Below are 20,473 nucleotides of genomic sequence, written 5' to 3'. Positions count from 1 at the left end.
ATATTGCCTAATATTGCAATTATGGTGCATCCAGAAAACCACTACGGATGAAGTACGAGAAATAGGTATTCAGCAATTCACCCTCTACAGGAGGACAAACAATGTCAGTACCCGTAAGGGCAGCAAGTGTCTGGTGACAGCTAATCTGGGGTCTTCTAGATTGCTGAAACAGCTCAGTAATAGTCAATTGCTCTTGGGACCACTTTTTAACAAAGAAAGGCAAAAGAGGATATAAAGGATTGGACGGCGATCGCACAGTATTATTTAGCTGGGAAAGCCAATCTTTGTAGGAAACTTTCTTAATTGAATAGCCAAAAGACCTGAGCAAATCACCGACCTGTCTCCAGTGAATGGATTGGGGATTATTCAAGTGAAAAGCCTTACCCAAAGACTCCTTTTGTCTTGATAAATAAACAATGGCTCGGCTGACATAGTCTACAGGAGATAAATCTAACAGAGAATCCAAGTCTGCCATGCATCCCATTTGGATATAACCTTTAATGACGCGGCAGATAATGTCATCTGTATTCCACACGCCTGTTTGACTATGCCCGGAAATAAAAGGTGGTCTATAGATACAAACCGGAAGCCCTCGATCACGCGCCATCATCACTAATTTTTCTGCCACCCATTTACTCTGAGAGTACCCAAGGTACATATCTTCACTATGAAGAAGCTGATCTGATTCGCTCACCACCTTTCGGTAATAAGCAGATGACTCAAAAACAGCGACACTAGAAATGTAATGAACCGGCTTAACCTTAATTTGACTTGCCAATCTCAGCACTTCTTGGGTTCCCAGAACGTTTATCGGCTTAAACCTTTCATAGGGATACACATAGTTGAGTAAAGCCGCACTGTGATAGATGATATCAATCTGGCTGGCTATCCTTTGAAACTGTTCAGCCGAAAGACCCAACTGGGGTTGAGACACGTCACCCAAAACTGGGATGATTCTGAAACTGAAATCTTGATTCCACAGTCCATAGGTTTCCAGATTCTTTTGAATCCTGATCTTGCCTGACTGCTCGTTGGCAGAACGCACCAGACAATAAATATCCGCCTGAGTCTGCTCAAGGAGTTCATGGAGTAAAAAGGCTCCTAAAAAGCCAGTTGCACCAGTTATGAAGATAGCAGCAGGTTCGGTCACTAGCTCAAAGAGTGCAGTACCAGGACTGATTGTAGCATCTAGGACAACTTCCGCGTTCCAATCCGTTCTTGAGTGTTCTTGAGAGGGCTTAGATTGCCCAACTAAGTGCTGAGTCAGTTGCTCAATTGTGGGATAATCCCATAACAAACTCGGAGACAGTTTACGTCCCAGCCAATTCTCCAACTCACCTGAAATGTTCACAGCTTGCACTGAATCCAGAGCATAGCGGGTTAAGGGTTCCTGAATATCTATATCCTGTAGATTAAGTTTGATCTGCTGGGAAATCTTTTCAACCAACCAGGCTTGAATAGTTTCTGCTGTTTGAGATTTTTGTTCAAAAAATTCCTGCTTGTCAGAATTTTCCCCTTCTGGGAGGGGATACAACTTGCTTTCTGTAAGGCTGTGTTGCCACTGATCCACCACATCCAGGCTGCCATCCAAAAACCCCACCCGACAAGCATGGCGCTGAATCTTATTACTGCCAGTCTTCGGAATACTTGCAGTATTCAGCAGCAGGACAGCATAAACTTGTAAATCATGCTGCTGCGACACCGCCTGACGGATGGCTGCAACCACCTCATCCACATTCAGCTTCTCTAGATAAGTCTCCTTAACTTCACAAGCAATAACTAATCGCTCCTCACTCTCCACTTCCACTGAAAATGCTGCACTACAGCTAGGTTGCAGTGCGGGATGACTTTTTTCTACGGTCAACTCAATGTCCTGGGGATAATGGTTGCGACCCCGAATAATGATCAGGTCTTTGAGACGACCCGTAACAAACAACTCTTTATCAAGCAAAAATCCCAAATCGCCAGTACGCAAAAATGGTCCTGGACTTCGTCCCGCTTCGCTAACATTGGTATCTGCTAAGTAACCGTGAAAGGTTTCCTTGGTTGCGTCAGGTCGATTCCAGTAACCTTGAGCAACACTTGGACTTGACACCCAAATCTCTCCCACTTCTTGGGGTGGACATTCGATTAACGATTCAGGGTTAACGATCAGGATTTTCTGGTCTAACCAAGTGCGACCACAACCCACGATTTTTTGGGTACTTTCGCTTTCACCAAGCGCTACGACCACTCGGTTTTGCTCAAATGCTGCCTTCTCAATGTTTTGGATAACAGGTGGCTGTTTTTTTAAACCTACAGAAATACCGACAACGCTCTCAGCCATACCGTAGCCGACATTAAATGCCTCTCGCCGAAAGCCACACTCGGTAAAGGTGGCGACGAACCGCTCAATAGTTTCTGCACGAACTGGTTCAGCACCGCTAAGAGCTAATTCCCAACTGCTCAAGTCAAGCATTGCCCGTTGTTCGGCAGTTGTCTGGAAACAAGCCATGTCATAAGCAAAATTGGGGGCAAGGCTTTGAGTCCCTTTGTAACGGGAAATCGCCATCAGCCAACGCAAAGGCTTTTGTAGGAAGTCCAATGGCGACATGATCGTAACAGGGAAATCACTGTAAAGAGGCTGTATGGCTCCAACGATTAACCCTGTATTGTGACCGAATGGCAACCAAGTTACTGTCCGGCTATTGGAGGTAAACTCTCCTGACGTATGGCTCATAGCCAAATTGTGCATCAAGTTGCTATGAGCGATCATCACCCCCTTCGGTGTCCCCGTAGACCCGGAAGTGTATTGGAGAAAAGCCAGAGTATCGCTGCTGAGTGTCGGTTTTTGCCAGTCTGCTCCCAAGTCATTGGCAATATTATCGGTAGCAACCAAATGTATCCTTGCTAATTCTGGATTTTCGGCAAAGCGGTTTTCTAAGTATGCGAGCAGAGAAGAAGTTGTGAAAGCTACTTTTACTTCAGCATCTGTGGCGATCGCTTCGAGTCTGGAAAGTGATTGATTGGGGCGGGGTGGATAAGCAGGAATGGCGATCGCCCCGGCATACAAACACCCAAAGAAACCGGCAATGAATTCCAGACCTGGTGGGTACAGTAACAATACCCGTTCCCCTGTAGCATTTAGGGACTGGAGATAGGCAGCGATCGCCCGTGCTTGTCGTTCTAATTCTTGATAAGTCAGACTGATACTTGCTGTTTCACCGTCCTGGAGAAAGGTATAAGTTTTTTGATCAGGCTGATTTTGCGATCGGTAGTGCAGCAGGTCTACCAAATTAGAAAATTTCATCGCTCTTTGCCGTCCCCTTAAAATATAAAATTTTCACTCATTCACAGATACGCTCTTTAGAGTAAGACTAAGCTAAACCTGTCATTCATACACAACTAAATTTGTTATCCAGAATATATTTTAAAAATGCTTGCCCAAAGAAATATAGGGATTTGTTTCTACTACCATATTCTACTGCTCATAACATAAGAAAAGGGCAGGTTAATAACCTGCCCGGATGCTGAACCAGAAAACTTAAAATTCTTTAAACCAGAACCTTCGCTAAAATCGGTCCAACACGAGTGGCGATTTCTGGAACGTAAACCTGCGACACGTAGTCAGCAATCATCCTATCTGTGTTGAACAGCGGTGCATTCGTCTTGATTGATGCCTTCATCATCTGCACCCAGCGGTGAGGAGTGCCGTTAGCATCCTGGTCATAGTACAAAGGCACTATTTGCTCTTCCAAGAGCTTATAAAGTGATTCCGAATCTATCCTATCTTGTAAATCCTGATCGCTGGTGTGAGCATCCTCACCAATTGCCCAACCATTTATCCCTTGACCATTGGCATCTGTTTTGTATCCTTCGCACCACCAGCCATCTAGGACGCTGCAATTGATGCCACCATTAAAGCAGACTTTTTGCCCACTTGTCCCAGATGCCTCCAAGGGGCGACGGGGATTGTTTAACCAAACATCAACGCCCTGCACGAGTTTTTGACCAACGTAAATATCGTAGTCTTCAATGAATGCAACTCGATGCTGAATTGCTGAATGTTGACACCACTCCATCAAGCGTTGAATAATCCGTTTGCCTTCTTCATCGGCTGGGTGAGCTTTACCTGCAAAGATAATTTGTACGGGACGTTGGGCATTACCAAAAATTCTTAGCGCCCGTTCGGCGTCGCGTAAAAGCAGATGACCCCGCTTGTATGGGCTGAAGCGTCGGGCAAATCCAATAGTTAACACGTTGGGATCAAGCAGTGTTTCTGTTGCCTGAATTTTTTCGTATTCTTCACCGCGCTGTTCCCGTGCTTTCTTAATTTTATAGCGGGTGTGAGCAATGAGTCGCTCTTTGAGGACTAGGTGCCGCCACCACAGTTCCTCATTTGGAATTTCGTCAATTTTCTCCCACGTCTTGGGATCAATGACACGAGTTTTCCAGTCTGCGCCTAAGTATTGAGCGTACAACTCTGCTAACAAGGGAGCAGTCCAAGTGGGCGCATGCACACCATTGGTAATATAACCGATAGGGACTTTGTCTTCAGAACGTTCTGGATAAAGAATCGTCCACATTTTGCGAGAAACCTGACCGTGCAATTCACTCACGCCATTGGCAGCACGACACATCCGCAGTGCCAAAACTGTCATGCCAAAGGGTTCCCAAGGATCGCCCAGTCGCCGTGCGCCCAAGGCAAGGAATTGCTCGCGGGATAGGCGTAACTGAGTCCAGTAATGGGCAAAGAAGGAGTCTATCAAATCAGGCGAGAAGACATCGTGCCCTGCGGGAACGGGTGTGTGGGTGGTGAACACGCAACGATTTCGTACACTGGCTTCAATGTCGTAGAAGGATCTGCCAGTGCGCTCAATTTCTTCCCTGGCAATTTCTAGGGTACAGAATGCCGCGTGACCTTCGTTAAGGTGATGGACAGAAGGTTGAATTCCCAAGGCAGTCAAGGCTTTGACTCCGCCAATTCCTAAGACGACTTCTTGGGCAATGCGAGTTTCTTGGTTACCGCCGTAAAGGTGTCCAGTCAGCCAGCGGTCGATGGGATCGTTGTCGTGGCGATCACTATCCAATAAATACAGACTGACGCGCCCTACTTGTACTCGCCAAATCTGCACTTTCACCAATCGTTGGCGAACTTCTACTTCTATCGTGATTGGTTCCCCTTGCTCATTTTTGATTAACTCCAAAGGCATCTGGGGGAACGCGTTGTCAACATAATAATCTTCTTGCCAACCGTTGCGGTTCAACCGCTGCCTAAAGTAACCTTGGCGATACAGCAAGCCCACACCGACCATTGGGACTCCCAAATCGGATGCTGATTTCAGGTGATCCCCTGCGAGAATGCCCAAACCGCCAGAATACACAGGCAGAGATTCATGAATACCAAATTCGGCGCAAAAGTAAGCAATCGGGTGTTCTTGGGTAATTTGCGGTGCTACGCGACTCACCCAAGTGTCTTTTGTGGTGATATATTCGTCAAACTCACGCACCAACGCCCCGATCTGCTTGAGGTAAAAGGGGTCTTCTGCAAGCTGTGTGAGGCGTTCGTGTGTCGCTGAGTTTAAGATTTCTACTGGATTGTGCCCGCAGCGTTCCCATGCCTGGGGATCAATGGTTTGGAACAGCGTAATGCGATCGCTCGTCCAACTCCACCAATAGTTATAAGCCAAATCTGCTAACCGCTTGAGTGGAAAAGGTAATTTCTCACGCAGCGCCAAAGCTGCGGTGTTTGCACTGCTGATGTTCATAATATTTTACGTTCTCGGTTAGTTTTTCTCTTTTACCGTCAAAATCTGCTTGCAAAACAATTGCTCCTTTTCGGTTTTTGCGCTTTCTTCTGCGTCTGGGAATTATCCTCTTATAGGTGGAGCAGTTTTTCGACGGTTTTTATTTTTTCCAGACTTATTCCAAATCATCCTTCTTTTTTGCCGATTTTGACAGCTTTTCTACATCAAATTAATTGACATTGTTTTAATTTAGTTTTTGTCTTGTAAGATTTTATGAATAATTTCTCTGCATCCACCACAATTGGAGCGATAATTAGCCAATTTTGACCCTGACTTTTCACGCCATGTGGAAAGATCCACGAGAAACCTAACCCCCTACCCCCCTGACCCTAATCTCTACTCCCTGTGGGAACCCCGAGTTGCCTAGTAGGGAAGGGGGGGAAAAATCAAAGCCTCTCTTGTTGTAGGAGAGAGTTCGTCCTTAGTAGGAGTAACTGTACACAAGTATGTACAATAATAGTCAACTATCAAGATGACTGCTATGTACAAGCCTCACGAGTTTGCCAAAAAATTAGGAATTACTGTCAGGACTTTGCAACGATGGGATAAATCAGGAAGACTGCCTGCGAAACGAACATTGTCAAATTACAGATATTACACAGATGACGATTATCGAATTGCTCTTGGCTTAAAACCATTAGAATCAGACAGAAAAACAATTATTTATTGTCGTGTGTCTTCAAATAATCAAAAACCTGAACTAAAAAATCAGGTTTTGGCTATGGAGAATTTCTGCTTAGCAAAAGGAATAGCTGTAACTGAAACTATCACTGAAATTGGTGGGAGTTTAAATTTTAAGAGAAAAAAATTCATAGCTTTAGTCATGTCTATCCTCAAAGGTGAAATTTCAACTCTTGTCGTCGCTCACAAGGATAGGTTATGTCGGTTTGCTTTTGACTTTATTGAACAGCTTGCTGATTCTTCAGATTGTGAAATTATTGTTGCGAACCTTGAATCTCTCTCTCCACAACAAGAATTAGTCGAAGATTTAATGGCGATTATTCACTGCTTCTCCTGCCGTCTCTATGGTCTTCGCAATTATTCTAAGGAAATTAAAGAAAAACTTGTGGCAACTCTAGACAACCCTCCACAAAATGTCTTAGAATCACAAGGAAAAGAAATTCAATGCTAAGGAAGTTATTCGGTTGCTGACATCCGTAAAGACGAAGTTAAAACTGTCAAAGGAACAAAGAATCCTGATGGCGAAAAGTGCTGGTATTGCTAGGTTTACCTACAATTGGGGCTTGGCGACGTGGGAATCTCTGTACAAGGATGGGTTGAAACCAAATCATCTCCTACTCAAGAAATTCTTTAACAATGAAGTTAAGCCTGTTTTACCTTGGATAAAAGAAAAAGGAGTCTGTCAGAAAGTAACAGAATTCGCCTTTGAAAATCTAGGAAAAGCTTTTAAGAACTTTTTCGAGGGTCGGTCAAAGTACCCAACCTTTAAGAAAAAAGGTAAGGGGGATAGCTTTACAATTAATGCTGGGGGGAAACCAATACCTATTGGTGGAACAAAAATTAAGCTTCCAACAATAGGATGGGTTTCAACCTATGAAGGACTTCCACATACAACCGTAAAATCCTTCACAATTTCTAGATATGCCCTTGATTGGTATATATCTTGTTCCTATGAAATAGAACAAGATATAACTCAAAAAGAAATTGATTATGTGGGGGTCGATTTAGGAATAAAAGAATTAGCAATTCTTTCAACAGGAGCGGTATTTGCTAATCCAAAAGCTTTGAAAAAAGCGCAAAATAAACTAAAAAGATTACAGCGTCAACTCGAACGTAAGAAAAAAGATTCTCACAGGAGAAACAGACAAAAATTAAGAATTGCCAAGGCACATAAGCGAGTGTCGAATGTCAGGAAAGATGCGACTCATAAAGCAACCACTTACATATGCAAAAACCACGCAGTGATTGGGATTGAGGATTTAAATGCGTCTGGAATGATGTCAAATCGCAAGCTGGCTGGTGCCGTTGCTGATTCTAATTTCTACGAGTTCAGAAGGCAGATTGAATATAAAGCATTAAGATATGGTTCAGATGTTGTGCTCGTTGATAGATGGTTTCCATCAACTCAACTATGTTCTTGCTGTGGGCACAAAAAACCGATGAACCTATCGGAGCGGATATATTCCTGTGATCAATGTGGCTTGGCGTTAGATCGAGATTTCAACGCGGCTCTAAATCTTGAAAACTATGCGCGGAAGGCTAAGCCGTGCCTGGACACTGACGGATAACCGCTCCCATGCTCCGGTTGAAGTGTCAATTAAACCCGATTGACATATGTTGTCTAAGGTTTGAATAGCAGGTCTTCCACATAACAGTGATTGAGAGTTAGAAGCAGTTTGTAGTAAGCGCTGTCTACCCTTTCCTTCTCCTATCGGAGAGGCTGCGCCAACGGAACGCATAACGACAAACGAGAAGCCGCTGAGGGCAAAGCGTCCCGTGAAGGATACGCATCTACGCGCTGAGCGTTTACAACGGGACGGCACTTGCTACCCTGCGGGAGCCCCCCTTTCTAAACTTGCAGGCAGAGGTAAGCAATAGTAACTGTTCCATACTATTTTTTAGTATAAAATTATATTTATTATTTTTTTTATAGATTTTATTATTGTCAGTAATTTTACTGATATTTGCTAAAATTTAAAAAAAATTATGATAATGTTTTCATAATGAAATCTTTACCATACTTCATCATATCTAAATACAAAAATACTTATTGGTCACATTTATATCTACTAAAATGACCTAAATAAATAAATAGTTTTTTGATTCAAAAGATATGAAGAGGTATAACAATGCCTATTTTTGGCAACCCTAATGATTTGGTTCCTATATTGAAAATTCACAATTTAAATAAGTATTTAAACCCCACCTTTATAATTTTGTTGAGCAGAATACTAATAATAGTTATGTGGGTAGTAAAGTTCAGTCTTAGGGTGGAGTAAAAAAATCATCATTGTTTCAGTAAAAATATTTAAAGGAAGACCTTTGATTATTTTTCTGAAAATACCTACTACATCTAGGAAATTACAGCAGATTGTAAGTAAGTCAAGTACAGTTATGATGTCTAGAAACTAGATATAGAGCAAATTTTACTTCTGACTTCTGACGACTGGCCAATATTGCTGCTGTAATACCAGTCAGCCTCACGCGCTGATATTTGGTAGAAGTGTATCAAATCAAGAATTGTTGTTGCAGTGTTGTTTTCTGTATTTTGGATAGACAGGATCTTACGAGAAACTATCCTATCAGAAATAAACGCAGTTTCTCTGTGCCTAGAACATCGATTCAGTAATCGGAGTGGTAATGAGAAAATGCGAGTTTTGACGTGCTGTTTTCAAAAATTTACTGGGTGCTCTCTACTGAATTGATGTTCTAGGAATGATTAGCTTCATTGTGCATAACTTTAGATGAATCCTGAAAAAAACTTCATCATTATCCCTTATCACTCTACTAACCATGCAACTTTATACACCGATTGATCTTGAGCAACTCCAACAAGACCTTCCTTCCTTAATTGAAACAATGCAGTGGGTTCAAAACTTTGTAGGCAAAGCTCACCCTGATTTAGGTAGAAACGGTCCTGTTTGCCCTTTTGTACCTCACTCAATTAGGTCAAATAAGATGTGGTTAGCAGTTCTGCGTGCCAAAAATTTGGATATGGATCAAATTGCAGAAACTGTTTTAGGGTACCGAGATGTCTTCCTTAATCTAGAGCCACACAAGGGAGCTGCTGGGCTGAGAAAAACATTATTAATCATTGTTCCTGATATCTCTCTGGAGGATGCTCCTAAAATCATTGATGGAACCCACCAAAAAATTAAGCGTTTCTTTGTTGAATCAGGATTGATGATAGGGGAATTTCACAAGCATAATCAAGTTCCAGGTGCACACAACCCAAACTTCCGTCCATTTCAAAGCCCCGTTCCCATGTTTGTGATTCGCTACATGGGTGAATCAGATATTCTGTTTCTTCAGGATCAAGATCCACGCTTACGTATTAAGTATGTCGAAGCTTATTTACACAATCTTGAATCTGCTTATACACAACAATTTGAGCAGAAAATTAAAGATCAGAACAAGATAAAGATTGCTCAGGAAGTGCTGGAGTTAGCATACAAGGAACTGCAAGAAGAAAACTTGCAAGAAGAAAATTTAGTACATTGAGAAGTTGCTCATTCATAAGCAAAATTGCTTCACTAGAGAAATTACTGATTCACCAACTGAACTTAGAAGAGTAAAATTACCTCTGTAAATTTGCATCACTAGTATCCAAGAGATGAAAGTTGGTAACTGAGGCGATTGATTAACAAAGTGGTTTTCTTGACAAGGTATCTATGCGCTTAACAAATAAAAGTTTACACCTTCAATCAAATATTCAGTTAGAAAAGCAACTCAAGTATTGGAAACAGCAGTTGGCAAATGCAACACCAGTACTGGAACTGCCTACGGATAAACCACGGCTACCAGTGCCAACTTACCAAAGTGCAAAGCAATCTTTCGTACTACCGCAGAGTTTATCTGCAGCGTTGGATACATTGTCACAGCAACAGGATGTGACACTGTTCATGACATTGTTAGCGGCATTCAAAACCCTACTGCACCGCTACAGTGGACAACAAGACATTCTGGTGGGTTCTCCGATAGTGGTGGAGAATGAAAGGCTAAATGAGCTGAAAGCGAATACCCTTGTGCTACGCACTGATATATCGGGTAACCCCAGTTTTCAGGAACTGTTGCAAAAAGTTCGCTCAGTTGTTTTGCAAGCCAAAGCTCACCAAGATTTGCCGTTTGAGAAGCTGGTGGAAGAACTGCAACCAGAGCAGCTCAGTTATCACCGTTTGTTCCAGGTGATGTTTGTTTTGCAGAATCAGCCCAAACAAACATTGGATTTATCCGGATTAACCATCACACCCTCTGAATTAGATAAGGTGACATCCAAGTTAGATTTGACCTTGTCAATGGAAGAGACAGAACAAGGATTCAAAGGAGAGTGGGAATACAACGCTGATTTGTTTGATGATGCCACAATTACCCGGATGAATGGGAACTTCCAGACATTGCTGGAGGGTATTGTGGCGAATCCAGAACAGCATATCTGCCAATTGCCACTGCTTACCCCAGATGAACGACACCAGTTACTTGTTGAGTGGAACAATACTCAAGTAGAGTATCAACAGCAGTGTATTCATAAGTTATTTGAGCAGCAGGTGGAGCAAGCACCGGATGATGTCGCGGTGGTGTTTGTAGACCAACAGCTCACATATAGGGAATTGAATAGTCGTGCTAATCAATTGGCACACTATCTAAGAACTTTAGGTGTAGGACCGGATGTACTTGTTGGCATCTGTATGGAACGCTCCCTGGAAATGGTTGTGGGGCTTTTGGGAATTCTCAAAGCCGGGGGAGCTTACGTACCGATTGACCCAGAGTATCCCCATGAGCGTTTAGCTTATATGCTGGCAGATTCCCAAGTGCCAGTGCTGTTAACTCAAGAAAAACTAGTTGCTGGACTACCCAAGCATGAGGCGCGGGTTATTTGTTTGGATGCTCAGTGGGAAAGAATTTCTGAGGAACAAACAACGAATCCAGCCACAAGTGTGCAACTGGAGAACCTGGCATATGTGATTTATACTTCTGGTTCTACAGGAAAACCAAAGGGTGCAATGAACACCCACCTGGGAATTTGCAATCGTTTGCTGTGGATGCAACAAGCATACCAGTTGACACCCGCAGACAGGGTGTTGCAAAAAACTCCGTTTAGTTTCGATGTTTCCGTTTGGGAGTTTTTCTGGACTTTGTTAACTGGCGCTTGTCTAGTGATCGCCAAGCCAGGTGGACATCGAGATAGTCATTACTTAGTTAATCTGATCGCTCAAAAGCAGATTACTACCTTGCATTTTGTTCCCTCGATGTTGCAAGTGTTCCTGGAAACAAGCAATTTAGAACAATGCCACAGCTTACGGAGAGTTATCTGTAGCGGTGAAGCTCTCAATCTCGATCTGCAAGAAAAATTCTTCCAGCGTTTGGGGTGCGAACTGCATAACCTCTACGGTCCTACAGAAGCAGCAGTTGATGTCACATTTTGGCAATGCCAAAGACAAAGTCAGCTGAAAACTGTACCTATTGGTCGGGCAATTGCAAACACACAAATTTATCTGCTTGACGCTGATCTGCAACCAGTACCAGTGGGTGTGGCAGGCGAACTGCACATTGGAGGTGTCGGACTAGCGCGAGGCTATCTCAATCGCCCAGAGTTGACACAGGAAAAATTCATCTCCAACCCCTTTAGTGAAGAAGAAGGGGCACGTTTGTACAAGACTGGGGACTTAGCCCGTTATTTACCAGATGGCAACATTGAGTACCTTGGACGCATTGACCATCAGGTAAAAATTCGGGGGTTCCGCATTGAATTGGGAGAAATTGAAGCCACACTGGGTACATATCTAGCAGTGCAGCAAACTTTAGTCATGGCAAGAGAGGATGTTCCTGGCGACAAGCGGCTGGTGGCATATATAGTGGTAGACCCGGATCAAGCCCCTCCTAAACTGAGTGAACTGCGCGGCTTTTTGCAAGATAAGTTACCCGAGTACATGGTGCCAGCAGCGTTTGTCTTGTTGGATGTGATGCCATTAAACTCGAATGGTAAAGCTGACCGTCGTGCATTAAGAGCACCAGATACATCCGATTTCATTAGTGACAACAACTTTGTTGCACCTCGTAATTCTACGGAAGAGGTTTTAGCCGCTATTTGGGCGCAAGTATTGGGTCTGGAACGCGTAGGCATCCACGATAACTTTTTTGAATTGGGCGGACATTCGCTGCTGGCAACGCAAGTGATTTCTCGGATACGCCAAGCCTTAGGTGTAGAAATTCCGATACAGCTACTGTTTGAAACACCAACGATCGCCGATTTAGCAACTGCCATTACCCAAAATCAAAACCAGGGTATAGAGGAACACCAGACTATTACCCGAGTTGCCAATCGACAATCAGCCCCCTTATCGTATGTGCAGCAGCAACTGTGGTTTTTAGCACAGTTGGAACCAGACAGTGCAGCATATAACATTGTTGAGGCAATGCAGTTGCAAGGGGACCTCAACATAGATGCATTGCAACAGTCATTAGATGCAATTGTTGCTCACCACGAAATCCTGCGGACCACGTATATTGCTGAAGATGGCAATCCTGTGCAGATTATCGGCGCTCCTCGGTCAGTGGAACTGAAGGTGATCAACCTAAGTGATGAGTCGCTAACTGAAGACACCGATGTTGTACAAAAACTGCTACAAAATGAAGCCCTGCGCCCCTTCAATTTAACATCAGACTTGATGGTGCGTGCGTGTTTGATACAGCGATTGGGCAAAGCCCAGTGCCGCAAGCGGCAATCGCCACAAGAGAATATCTTGCTGTTGGTCATGCACCACATCGCCACCGATGGTTGGTCGATGAGCATTTTATATGAGGAATTGACAACGCTTTATCAAGCGTTCAAGGACGGCTTATCTAAGCCATTACCAGAGTTACCGATTCAGTATGCTGACTTTGCAGTTTGGCAACGCGAATGGCTTTCTGGTGAAGTGCTGCAAAAGCAACTCAACTATTGGAAACAGGAGTTGACGGGTGCAACCCCAGTCCTGGAACTACCCACAGATAGACCACGACCACCAGTCCAGTCTTACCGAGGTGCCAGGCAATTTTTTGTATTACCCCAGAGTTTATCGCAAGCACTGCATGGATTGTCACGGCAAGAAGGTGTGACCTTGTTCATGACATTGTTAGCGGCGTTCCAGACCTTGCTGTATCGTTACAGCAGACAAGAAGATATTTTAGTCGGGTCTCCGATTGCCGGGCGAAATCGTGAGGAAATAGAAGCGTTAATTGGATTTTTTGTCAATACCCTGGTTTTGCGCACCGATATGTCTGGCAACCCCAACTTTAGGGAACTGTTGCAAAGGGTGCGCTCAACGGCAATGTCCGCCTATGCTCACCAAGACTTGCCGTTTGAAAAGCTGGTGGAAGAACTGCAACCAGAGCGTTCATTGAGTTACCACCCTCTGTTCCAAGTGATGTTTGTTCTGCAGAATGTTCCCAAGCAAACATTAGAGTTGCCAGAACTGAGCATCACTGCCGTAGACGTGGATCACTTGGCATCCCAATTTGATATCACTTTATCAATTGAGGAAACACAACAGGGACTACGCGGGTTATGGGAATACAACACTGACTTGTTTGATGGCAGCACTATCGAGCGGATGAGCCAGCATTTCCAGACATTGCTCGAAGCAATTGTAAGTGACCCACAACAGCACGTTACCCAATTGCCACTGCTCACTCCAAATGAACGACAGCAGTTACTTGTTGAGTGGAACAATACCCAGGCAGACTATCAACAGCAGTGTATTCATAAGTTGTTTGAGCAGCAGGTGGAAAAGACGCCTGATGCTGTGGCGGTGGTTTTTGAGGACAAGCAACTTACTTACCAACAGTTGAATAACCGCGCCAATCAATTGGCACGCTATCTACAAACTCTGGGCGTAGGACCGGATGTACTTGTTGGGATTTATATCGAGCGTTCCCTAGAGATGGTGGTAGGACTACTGGGAATTCTCAAGGCAGGTGGTGCTTATGTGCCTCTCGACCCAGAGTATCCACAAGAGCGCTTAGAGTTCATGCTGGAGGACACCCAGACACCAGTGTTGCTCACCCAAGAGAAATTGGTCAACAGCTTACCAACTCATAAAGCGCAAGTCATTTGTTTGGATTCTGAGTGGGAACTCATTGCCCAGCACAGCGAAGAGAACCCTGTGTCTGAGGTAACAATTGATAATTTAGTTTACATCATCTACACCTCTGGTTCTACAGGTAAACCTAAGGGTGTCATGATTGCTCACCGTGGAGTTTCCAATCACCTGTACTGGCGGCAAGCAACGTTTCAATTAACTGAACAAGATAAAGTCTTACAGACCTTTTCTTTGAATTTCGACCCCTCAGTCTGGCAGATATTCTGGACGTTGTCGTTTGGTGGACAGCTGATTTTGGCTCGTCCTGGCGGACATCAAGATCCTAGCTACCTGGTGAAGGTGATTACCGAACAGCAAATTACTATAGCTGGGTTAGTACCATCGATTATCCGCGTTTTACTTGAGGAAAAGGGAATTGAGAATTGTACTCGCTTGCGGCACGTCACCAGTGGCGGTGAAGGTTTAGGAGTCGAATTCATCGATCGCTTTGTTGAGCGTTTAAATTTGCACAATGTTTTGCTCAATTGCTATGGTCCAACAGAAGGTTGCATCGATGTAACTTCCTGGACTTGCCAGCCCGGGACGAATTACACCATTGCTCCAATTGGTCGCCCGACTGCCAATGTACAAGTTTATATATTGGATGAAAATTTACAGCCTGTACCTGTTGGTCAATCGGGTGAACTGCACATTGGCGGTGTCGGTTTGGCGCGAGGCTATCTCAACCGTCCGGAACTGACTGCAGAAAAGTTTATTCGCAACCCCTTTAGTAGCGTACCGGGCGCACGTCTTTATAAAACTGGGGACTTGGCGCGTTACTTAAGCGACGGGAACATAGAGTTCCTCGGTCGTATAGACCACCAAGTCAAGATTCGTGGCTTCCGTATTGAGTTGGGAGAAATTGAAGCCACCTTAAGTCAGCATCCTGCAGTAGAACAGAATTTAGTCATCGTCACAGAGGATGTTCCTGGTGACAAGCGCCTTGTGGCATATGTGGTGGTACATCCAGAACAAGTTGCCCCAACTTCAAGTGAATTACGTGGCTTTTTGCAGGGTAAGCTACCCGAGTACATGGTGCCAAAAGCCTTCGTTTTCTTGGATGTGATACCATTAAACCCCAATGGCAAAGTAGACCGGCGGGCTTTACCTATACCGGATACAGCAGATTTGAGCGGTGTCAACAGCTTTGTGGCACCTCGTACCCCCACCGAAGAGGTATTAGTCGCTACTTGGACGCAAGTTTTGGGTTTGGAGCAAGTAGGCATCTACGATAACTTCTTTGAATTAGGAGGACATTCACTGCTAGCAACGCAAATGATTTCTCGGGTACGCCAAACTTTAGGTTTAGAAATTCCGTTGCAGTTGCTTTTTGAGACACCAACGATCGCAGGTTTAGCTGAAGCAATTGTTCAGATCCAGGCGGATAAGACAGAGGATGACGAAATCAGTCGCCTGTTAAATGAGTTGGAAGAGCTATCGGATGAGCAAGCGGAAAGCCTTTTAGCGCAACTTATGCAGCAACCTGACTAACAGGGTGTAGGGGAGGTAGGGAAAAATTCCTCACCATTCCCAACACCCCTCAGCCAATCAGATTTGTATCAATTTGTATCAAAAAGTTTGGTTTCATCTGTATCTGCAATTTAAACAAGGATTAATAAGTATGGATAATATCAGCCAAAAAATTGCCGCTCTTTCACCAGCCAAAAGAGCGTTACTAGAGTTAAAACTTAAGAACAAAACTACTGACGTCAAAAAACACCAGACGATTCCAAAAAGAACTCATGAATCAACTGTTGTTTTATCGTTTGCACAACAGCGACTGTGGTTTTTGGAGCAACTAGAGCCCAACAGCCCATTATATCATATTGCAGAGGTTTTAAGGTTACAAGGCGACCTGAATGTGAATGTCTTGCAACAGTCATTAGATGCGATTGTTGCTGATCACGAGGTATTACGAACCAACTTTATTGCACAAGATGGTGACCCAATACAGATCATTGGTGAGCCTAGGTCTGTGGAACTTAAGGTGATTGACCTGAAGGATTGCCCGCTCACCGAACGTTCCACTCAAGTACAACATCTGTTACAAAATGAGTCGCAACGACCTTTCGATTTAACATCAGATTTAATGTTTCGTGCTTGCTTGCTGCAGCTAGAGCCGCAAGAGCATATCCTAGTGTTAGTCATGCACCACATCGCCTCTGACGCCTGGTCAAGAAGTATTTTATTTGAGCAGTTGACAACTCTGTATCAAGCCTTCAAGGACGGTTTGCCCAATCCATTGCCAAAACTGCCGATTCAATATGCTGACTATGCAGTATGGCAACGCCAATGGCTCTCAGGTGAGGTGCTTGAAAACCAACTCAACTACTGGAAACACCAGTTGGCGGGTGCAAGTCCGGTACTGGAATTGCCCACAGATAAACAACGACCACCAGTACAAACTTACCGAGGTGCAAAGCACTTCGTTGTACTACCCCAGACTTTGTATCAAGCGCTGTCAACATTGTCACGCCAAGAAGGTGTAACCTTGTTCATGACGTTTTTGGCGGCATTCCAGATCCTACTACACCGTTATAGTGGACAAGAAGATATTCTAGTTGGGTCTCCGATCGCAGGGCGAAATCACCCAGAAATAGAAAGGTTAATTGGATTTTTTGTCAATACCTTAGTGCTTCGCACCGATATGTCTGGCAACCCCAGCTTCCGGGAACTGTTGCAAAGAGTACGAGCGATGGCAATGTCCGCATACGTTAACCAAGATTTGCCGTTTGAAAAGCTGGTTGAAGAACTGCAACCAGAGCGCTCCTTGAGTTACAATCCCTTGTTCCAAGTCATGTTTGCTTTTCAAAATACACCTCAGCAAACATTTGAGTTGTCAGGACTGACCATTACTTCCACATATATAGATACATTAACATCGAAATTTGATCTGACGTTGTTTATTGTGGAGACGGAACAGGGACTAGAGGAAATATGGGAATACAACACTGATCTGTTTGATGCTTCGACTATAAGCCAGATGAGTGGACATTTCCAGACATTACTTGAGGGAATTGTTGCTAACCCACAACAGCACATTAGCAAATTGCCACTGCTTACAGCAGATCAACAGCACCAGTTACTGTTTGAGTGGAACAATACCCAAACAGACTATCCGCACAAATGCATCCATGAGTTGTTTGAACAACAGGTAAACCTGACCCCGGATGCAGTAGCAGTGGTGTTTGAAAACCAGCAATTAACCTACCGGGAGTTGAATAATCGTGCAAACCAGTTGGCGCACTATCTAAGGGATTTTGGAGTGGGACCAGATGTGTCGGTTGGTATCTGTGTGCAACGTTCCTTAGAAATGGTCGTAGGAGTGTTGGGAATTCTCAAAGCAGGCGGGGCTTATGTACCTTTAGATCCAGCGTATCCTCAAGAGCGACTCAGTTTCATGCTGTCAGATTCACAGGTAGCGGTGCTGTTAACCTGCGAGAATTTAGTCACCGTGTTACCCGAACATGACGCGCACGTAGTTTGCTTAGATACACACTGGCATGCTATTGCTCAGGCAAGCGAAGAGAATTTGGTCAATGGGGTTCAGGCAGAAAACCTAGCTTACGTCATTTATACCTCAGGTTCTACAGGGATGCCCAAGGGGGTAGCAATGAAACAACTTCCCCTTTCCAATCTCATCTCGTGGCAACTTGAAAATAGCACAGTTTCTACTGGGGCAAGAACTGTGCAATTTTCTCCCATCAGCTTTGATGTCTCGTTCCAAGAAATATTTTCTACCTGGTGTTCCGGTGGAACATTGATATTAATCACAGACGACTTGCGACGCGATGCAACGGCTTTATTAGATTTTCTCAACTATAAAGCAATAAACAGACTATTCCTACCGTTTGTTGCTTTACAGCAGCTTGCTGAAGTTGCTGTTGGTTCAGAATCAGTACCAATCGATTTGCAAGAAATCATTACCGCAGGCGAACAGTTGCAGATTACACCTGCCCTAACTAACTTGTTCAGCAAGTTACCTGGTTGTACTTTACACAATCATTATGGACCATCAGAAAGCCATGTAGTCACCGCCTTTACCTTGGCTGATTCTGTACAGAGTTGGGCTGCTCTACCACCGATTGGTCGCCCCATTGCCAACACTTCTATCTATATTCTCGACTCAAATCTACAACCAGTACCTATTGGTGTACCTGGAGAACTGTATATCGGTGGTGTTGCGCTAGCGCGAGGTTATCTCAATCGTCCGGAGTTGACTGCGGAAAAATTTATCCGCGACCCCTTCAGCCAGAAAGAAAAGGCATATATGTACAAAACAGGGGACTTGGCTCGTTACTTGAAAAATGGTAATATTGAGTACCTTGGACGTTGCGACAATCAAGTAAAAATACGAGGATTTCGTATTGAATTGGGAGAGCTAGAAGCTGTTCTGAGCCAACACCCAGCTGTACACCAAGCTGTCGTTATTGTCCGTCAAGACGTTCCCGGTGATAAACGCTTGGTAGCCTATGTTGTGCCGAATCAAGACTCAGTACCTACAACAGGTGAATTACGTCATTTCCTCAAGGAAAAGCTACCAGAGTACATGGTTCCTTCGGCTTTTGTATTGTTGGATGTGCTGCCCCTGACTCCTAGTGGCAAAGTAAATCGCCGCTCTCTACCAGCGCCTGACATCACAAAACTAGAAAAAGAAGCAAGTTATGTTGCCCCCCGTAATGATACAGAACATCAGCTAACCCAAATTTGGGCAGAAATTTTGGGCATCCAACCCATTGGCGTCAGGGACAACTTCTTTGATCTCGGCGGACATTCTTTGCTTGCAGTCAAGTTATTCGCCCAAATCGAGAAGAAATTCGCCAAAAAACTTCCCCTGGCTACCCTCTTCCAATCAGCTACTGTGGAAGCCCTTGCCCAATTGCTTTCTCCAAAAGAAAAAGCACTTGATAATCAAGTTTTGACAGGGGCACATGAGCACACATCAGAAGCTAGTTGGTCATGCCTGGTTCCAATTCAAACCAAGGGTTCCAAGCCGCCTTTGTTCTGTATCCACCCGCTTGGTGGAGAAACTCTGTGTTACCGCAATTTGTCACTGCATTTAGGACAGGAGCAACCACTTTATGGGCTACAACCACAAGGATTAGATGGAAAACAGCTTCCCTTAACCCGAATTGAAGAAATGGCAGCGCTCTACATTAAAGAAATTCAGACCATTCAACCCAATGGTCCTTATTTTCTCGGTGGGTACTCGATGGGAGGTATCATTGCATACGAAATAGCTCATCAACTTAACAGGCAAGGTCAGAAAGTGGCTCTTCTAGCTATGTTTGATAGCGGTATTCCAGGTGCTGCCACACGATTGCCATTCATTTCGCGAATTTTCATGCACATAAATAATTTGTTACAACGAGGTCCTTCCTACCTGAGGAAAAAGCTTATAGGCTGGACTAAGTGGGGCAACTACCATCTCCAAGCAAAATATATGCATTTTTTAGGAATAAAGGAGCCTCTACCTCAGGATGACAAGCACTGGGATATTATAGACGCTAATATGCTGGCTTGGAGCGAATATACTTACCAACCTTACTCAGAGCAAATCACTCTTTTACGGGTTGACGAGAACAGCGATGATTCACAAGACCATGCTGTTGGCGTTAAATCCGAGCCCCTCCTGGGTTGGGATAAGCTAGTCACTGGAGGAATAGATGTTCATTACATTCCCGGTTCTCACTTTACACTGTTCGAGGAACCCAATGTACAGGTACTAGCAGAGAAATTGAACGATTGCTTGGAAAAGGCGCAGCGTAATTTGTAATTGGTAATGGTCAAATTAAATTGATCGAACTCACGTTGCAAGGGGAGAGGCTTTTACCGTAGCCCCTTCCCTATTAACTTTGCGGGCTAGGGGGTGGGAGGAACGCGATAATT

Annotated in this window: 6 protein-coding genes and 1 pseudogene; 5 read left to right on the top strand and 2 right to left on the bottom strand. The window is 44.2% G+C overall.

Annotated features, from left to right (window positions below; genetic code table 11):
• Nucleotides 1-19: 19 nt before the first annotated feature.
• Complete coding sequence (locus ACM0OZ_RS04700) at nucleotides 20-3,289, bottom strand: thioester reductase domain-containing protein (RefSeq protein WP_414581661.1); 3,270 nt, start codon at nucleotides 3,287-3,289, stop codon at nucleotides 20-22.
• 244 nt (nucleotides 3,290-3,533) lie between these two features.
• Nucleotides 3,534-5,747 carry an alpha-glucan family phosphorylase gene (gene glgP, locus ACM0OZ_RS04695; protein WP_414581660.1) on the bottom strand — a complete coding sequence of 738 codons (2,214 nt, stop codon included), beginning with the start codon at nucleotides 5,745-5,747 and terminating at the stop codon, nucleotides 3,534-3,536.
• 511 nt (nucleotides 5,748-6,258) lie between these two features.
• On the opposite strand from glgP, the gene ACM0OZ_RS04690 reads away from it, so the two are divergent.
• The 5 genes and pseudogenes from ACM0OZ_RS04690 to ACM0OZ_RS04670 all read left to right on the top strand — a co-directional run bounded on the left by ACM0OZ_RS04690 (nucleotide 6,259) and on the right by ACM0OZ_RS04670 (nucleotide 20,360).
• Nucleotides 6,259-6,918 carry an IS607 family transposase gene (locus tag ACM0OZ_RS04690; RefSeq protein ID WP_414581659.1) on the top strand — a complete coding sequence of 220 codons (660 nt, stop codon included), beginning with the start codon at nucleotides 6,259-6,261 and terminating at the stop codon, nucleotides 6,916-6,918.
• A 13-nt stretch (nucleotides 6,919-6,931) separates the two neighbouring features.
• Complete coding sequence (locus tag ACM0OZ_RS04685; RefSeq protein WP_414581658.1) at nucleotides 6,932-8,035, top strand: RNA-guided endonuclease InsQ/TnpB family protein; 1,104 nt, start codon at nucleotides 6,932-6,934, stop codon at nucleotides 8,033-8,035.
• Nucleotides 8,036-9,260: 1,225 nt separating this feature from the next.
• Nucleotides 9,261-9,968: a DUF6875 domain-containing protein gene (locus tag ACM0OZ_RS04680; RefSeq protein WP_414581657.1), complete on the top strand. Its 708-nt coding sequence runs from the start codon at nucleotides 9,261-9,263 to the stop codon at nucleotides 9,966-9,968.
• Between the two features lie 194 nt (nucleotides 9,969-10,162).
• Nucleotides 10,163-16,075, top strand: a pseudogene (locus tag ACM0OZ_RS04675) (amino acid adenylation domain-containing protein); the annotation flags it as partial.
• A gap of 130 nt (nucleotides 16,076-16,205) precedes the next feature.
• Entirely contained in the window at nucleotides 16,206-20,360 is a 4,155-nt protein-coding gene (locus ACM0OZ_RS04670; RefSeq protein WP_414581656.1) for a non-ribosomal peptide synthetase, read from the top strand.
• The last annotated feature ends 113 nt before the right edge of the window (nucleotides 20,361-20,473 follow it).

It is taken from the genome of Scytonema sp. PCC 10023 (assembly GCF_963920835.1).
Classification (GTDB): domain Bacteria; phylum Cyanobacteriota; class Cyanobacteriia; order Cyanobacteriales; family Nostocaceae; genus Kalymmatonema.
Note: the sequence above shows the minus strand (reverse complement) of the source record. Positions and strands in the feature narration are given on the sequence as shown.

Coding starts and splice junctions, on each gene's coding strand:
- ACM0OZ_RS04700 (WP_414581661.1), bottom strand. CDS start 3,289: ATGAAATTTTCTAATTTGGTAGACCTGCTGCACTACCGATCGCAAAAT.
- glgP (WP_414581660.1), bottom strand. CDS start 5,747: ATGAACATCAGCAGTGCAAACACCGCAGCTTTGGCGCTGCGTGAGAAA.
- ACM0OZ_RS04690 (WP_414581659.1), top strand. CDS start 6,259: ATGACTGCTATGTACAAGCCTCACGAGTTTGCCAAAAAATTAGGAATT.
- ACM0OZ_RS04680 (WP_414581657.1), top strand. CDS start 9,261: ATGCAACTTTATACACCGATTGATCTTGAGCAACTCCAACAAGACCTT.
- ACM0OZ_RS04670 (WP_414581656.1), top strand. CDS start 16,206: ATGGATAATATCAGCCAAAAAATTGCCGCTCTTTCACCAGCCAAAAGA.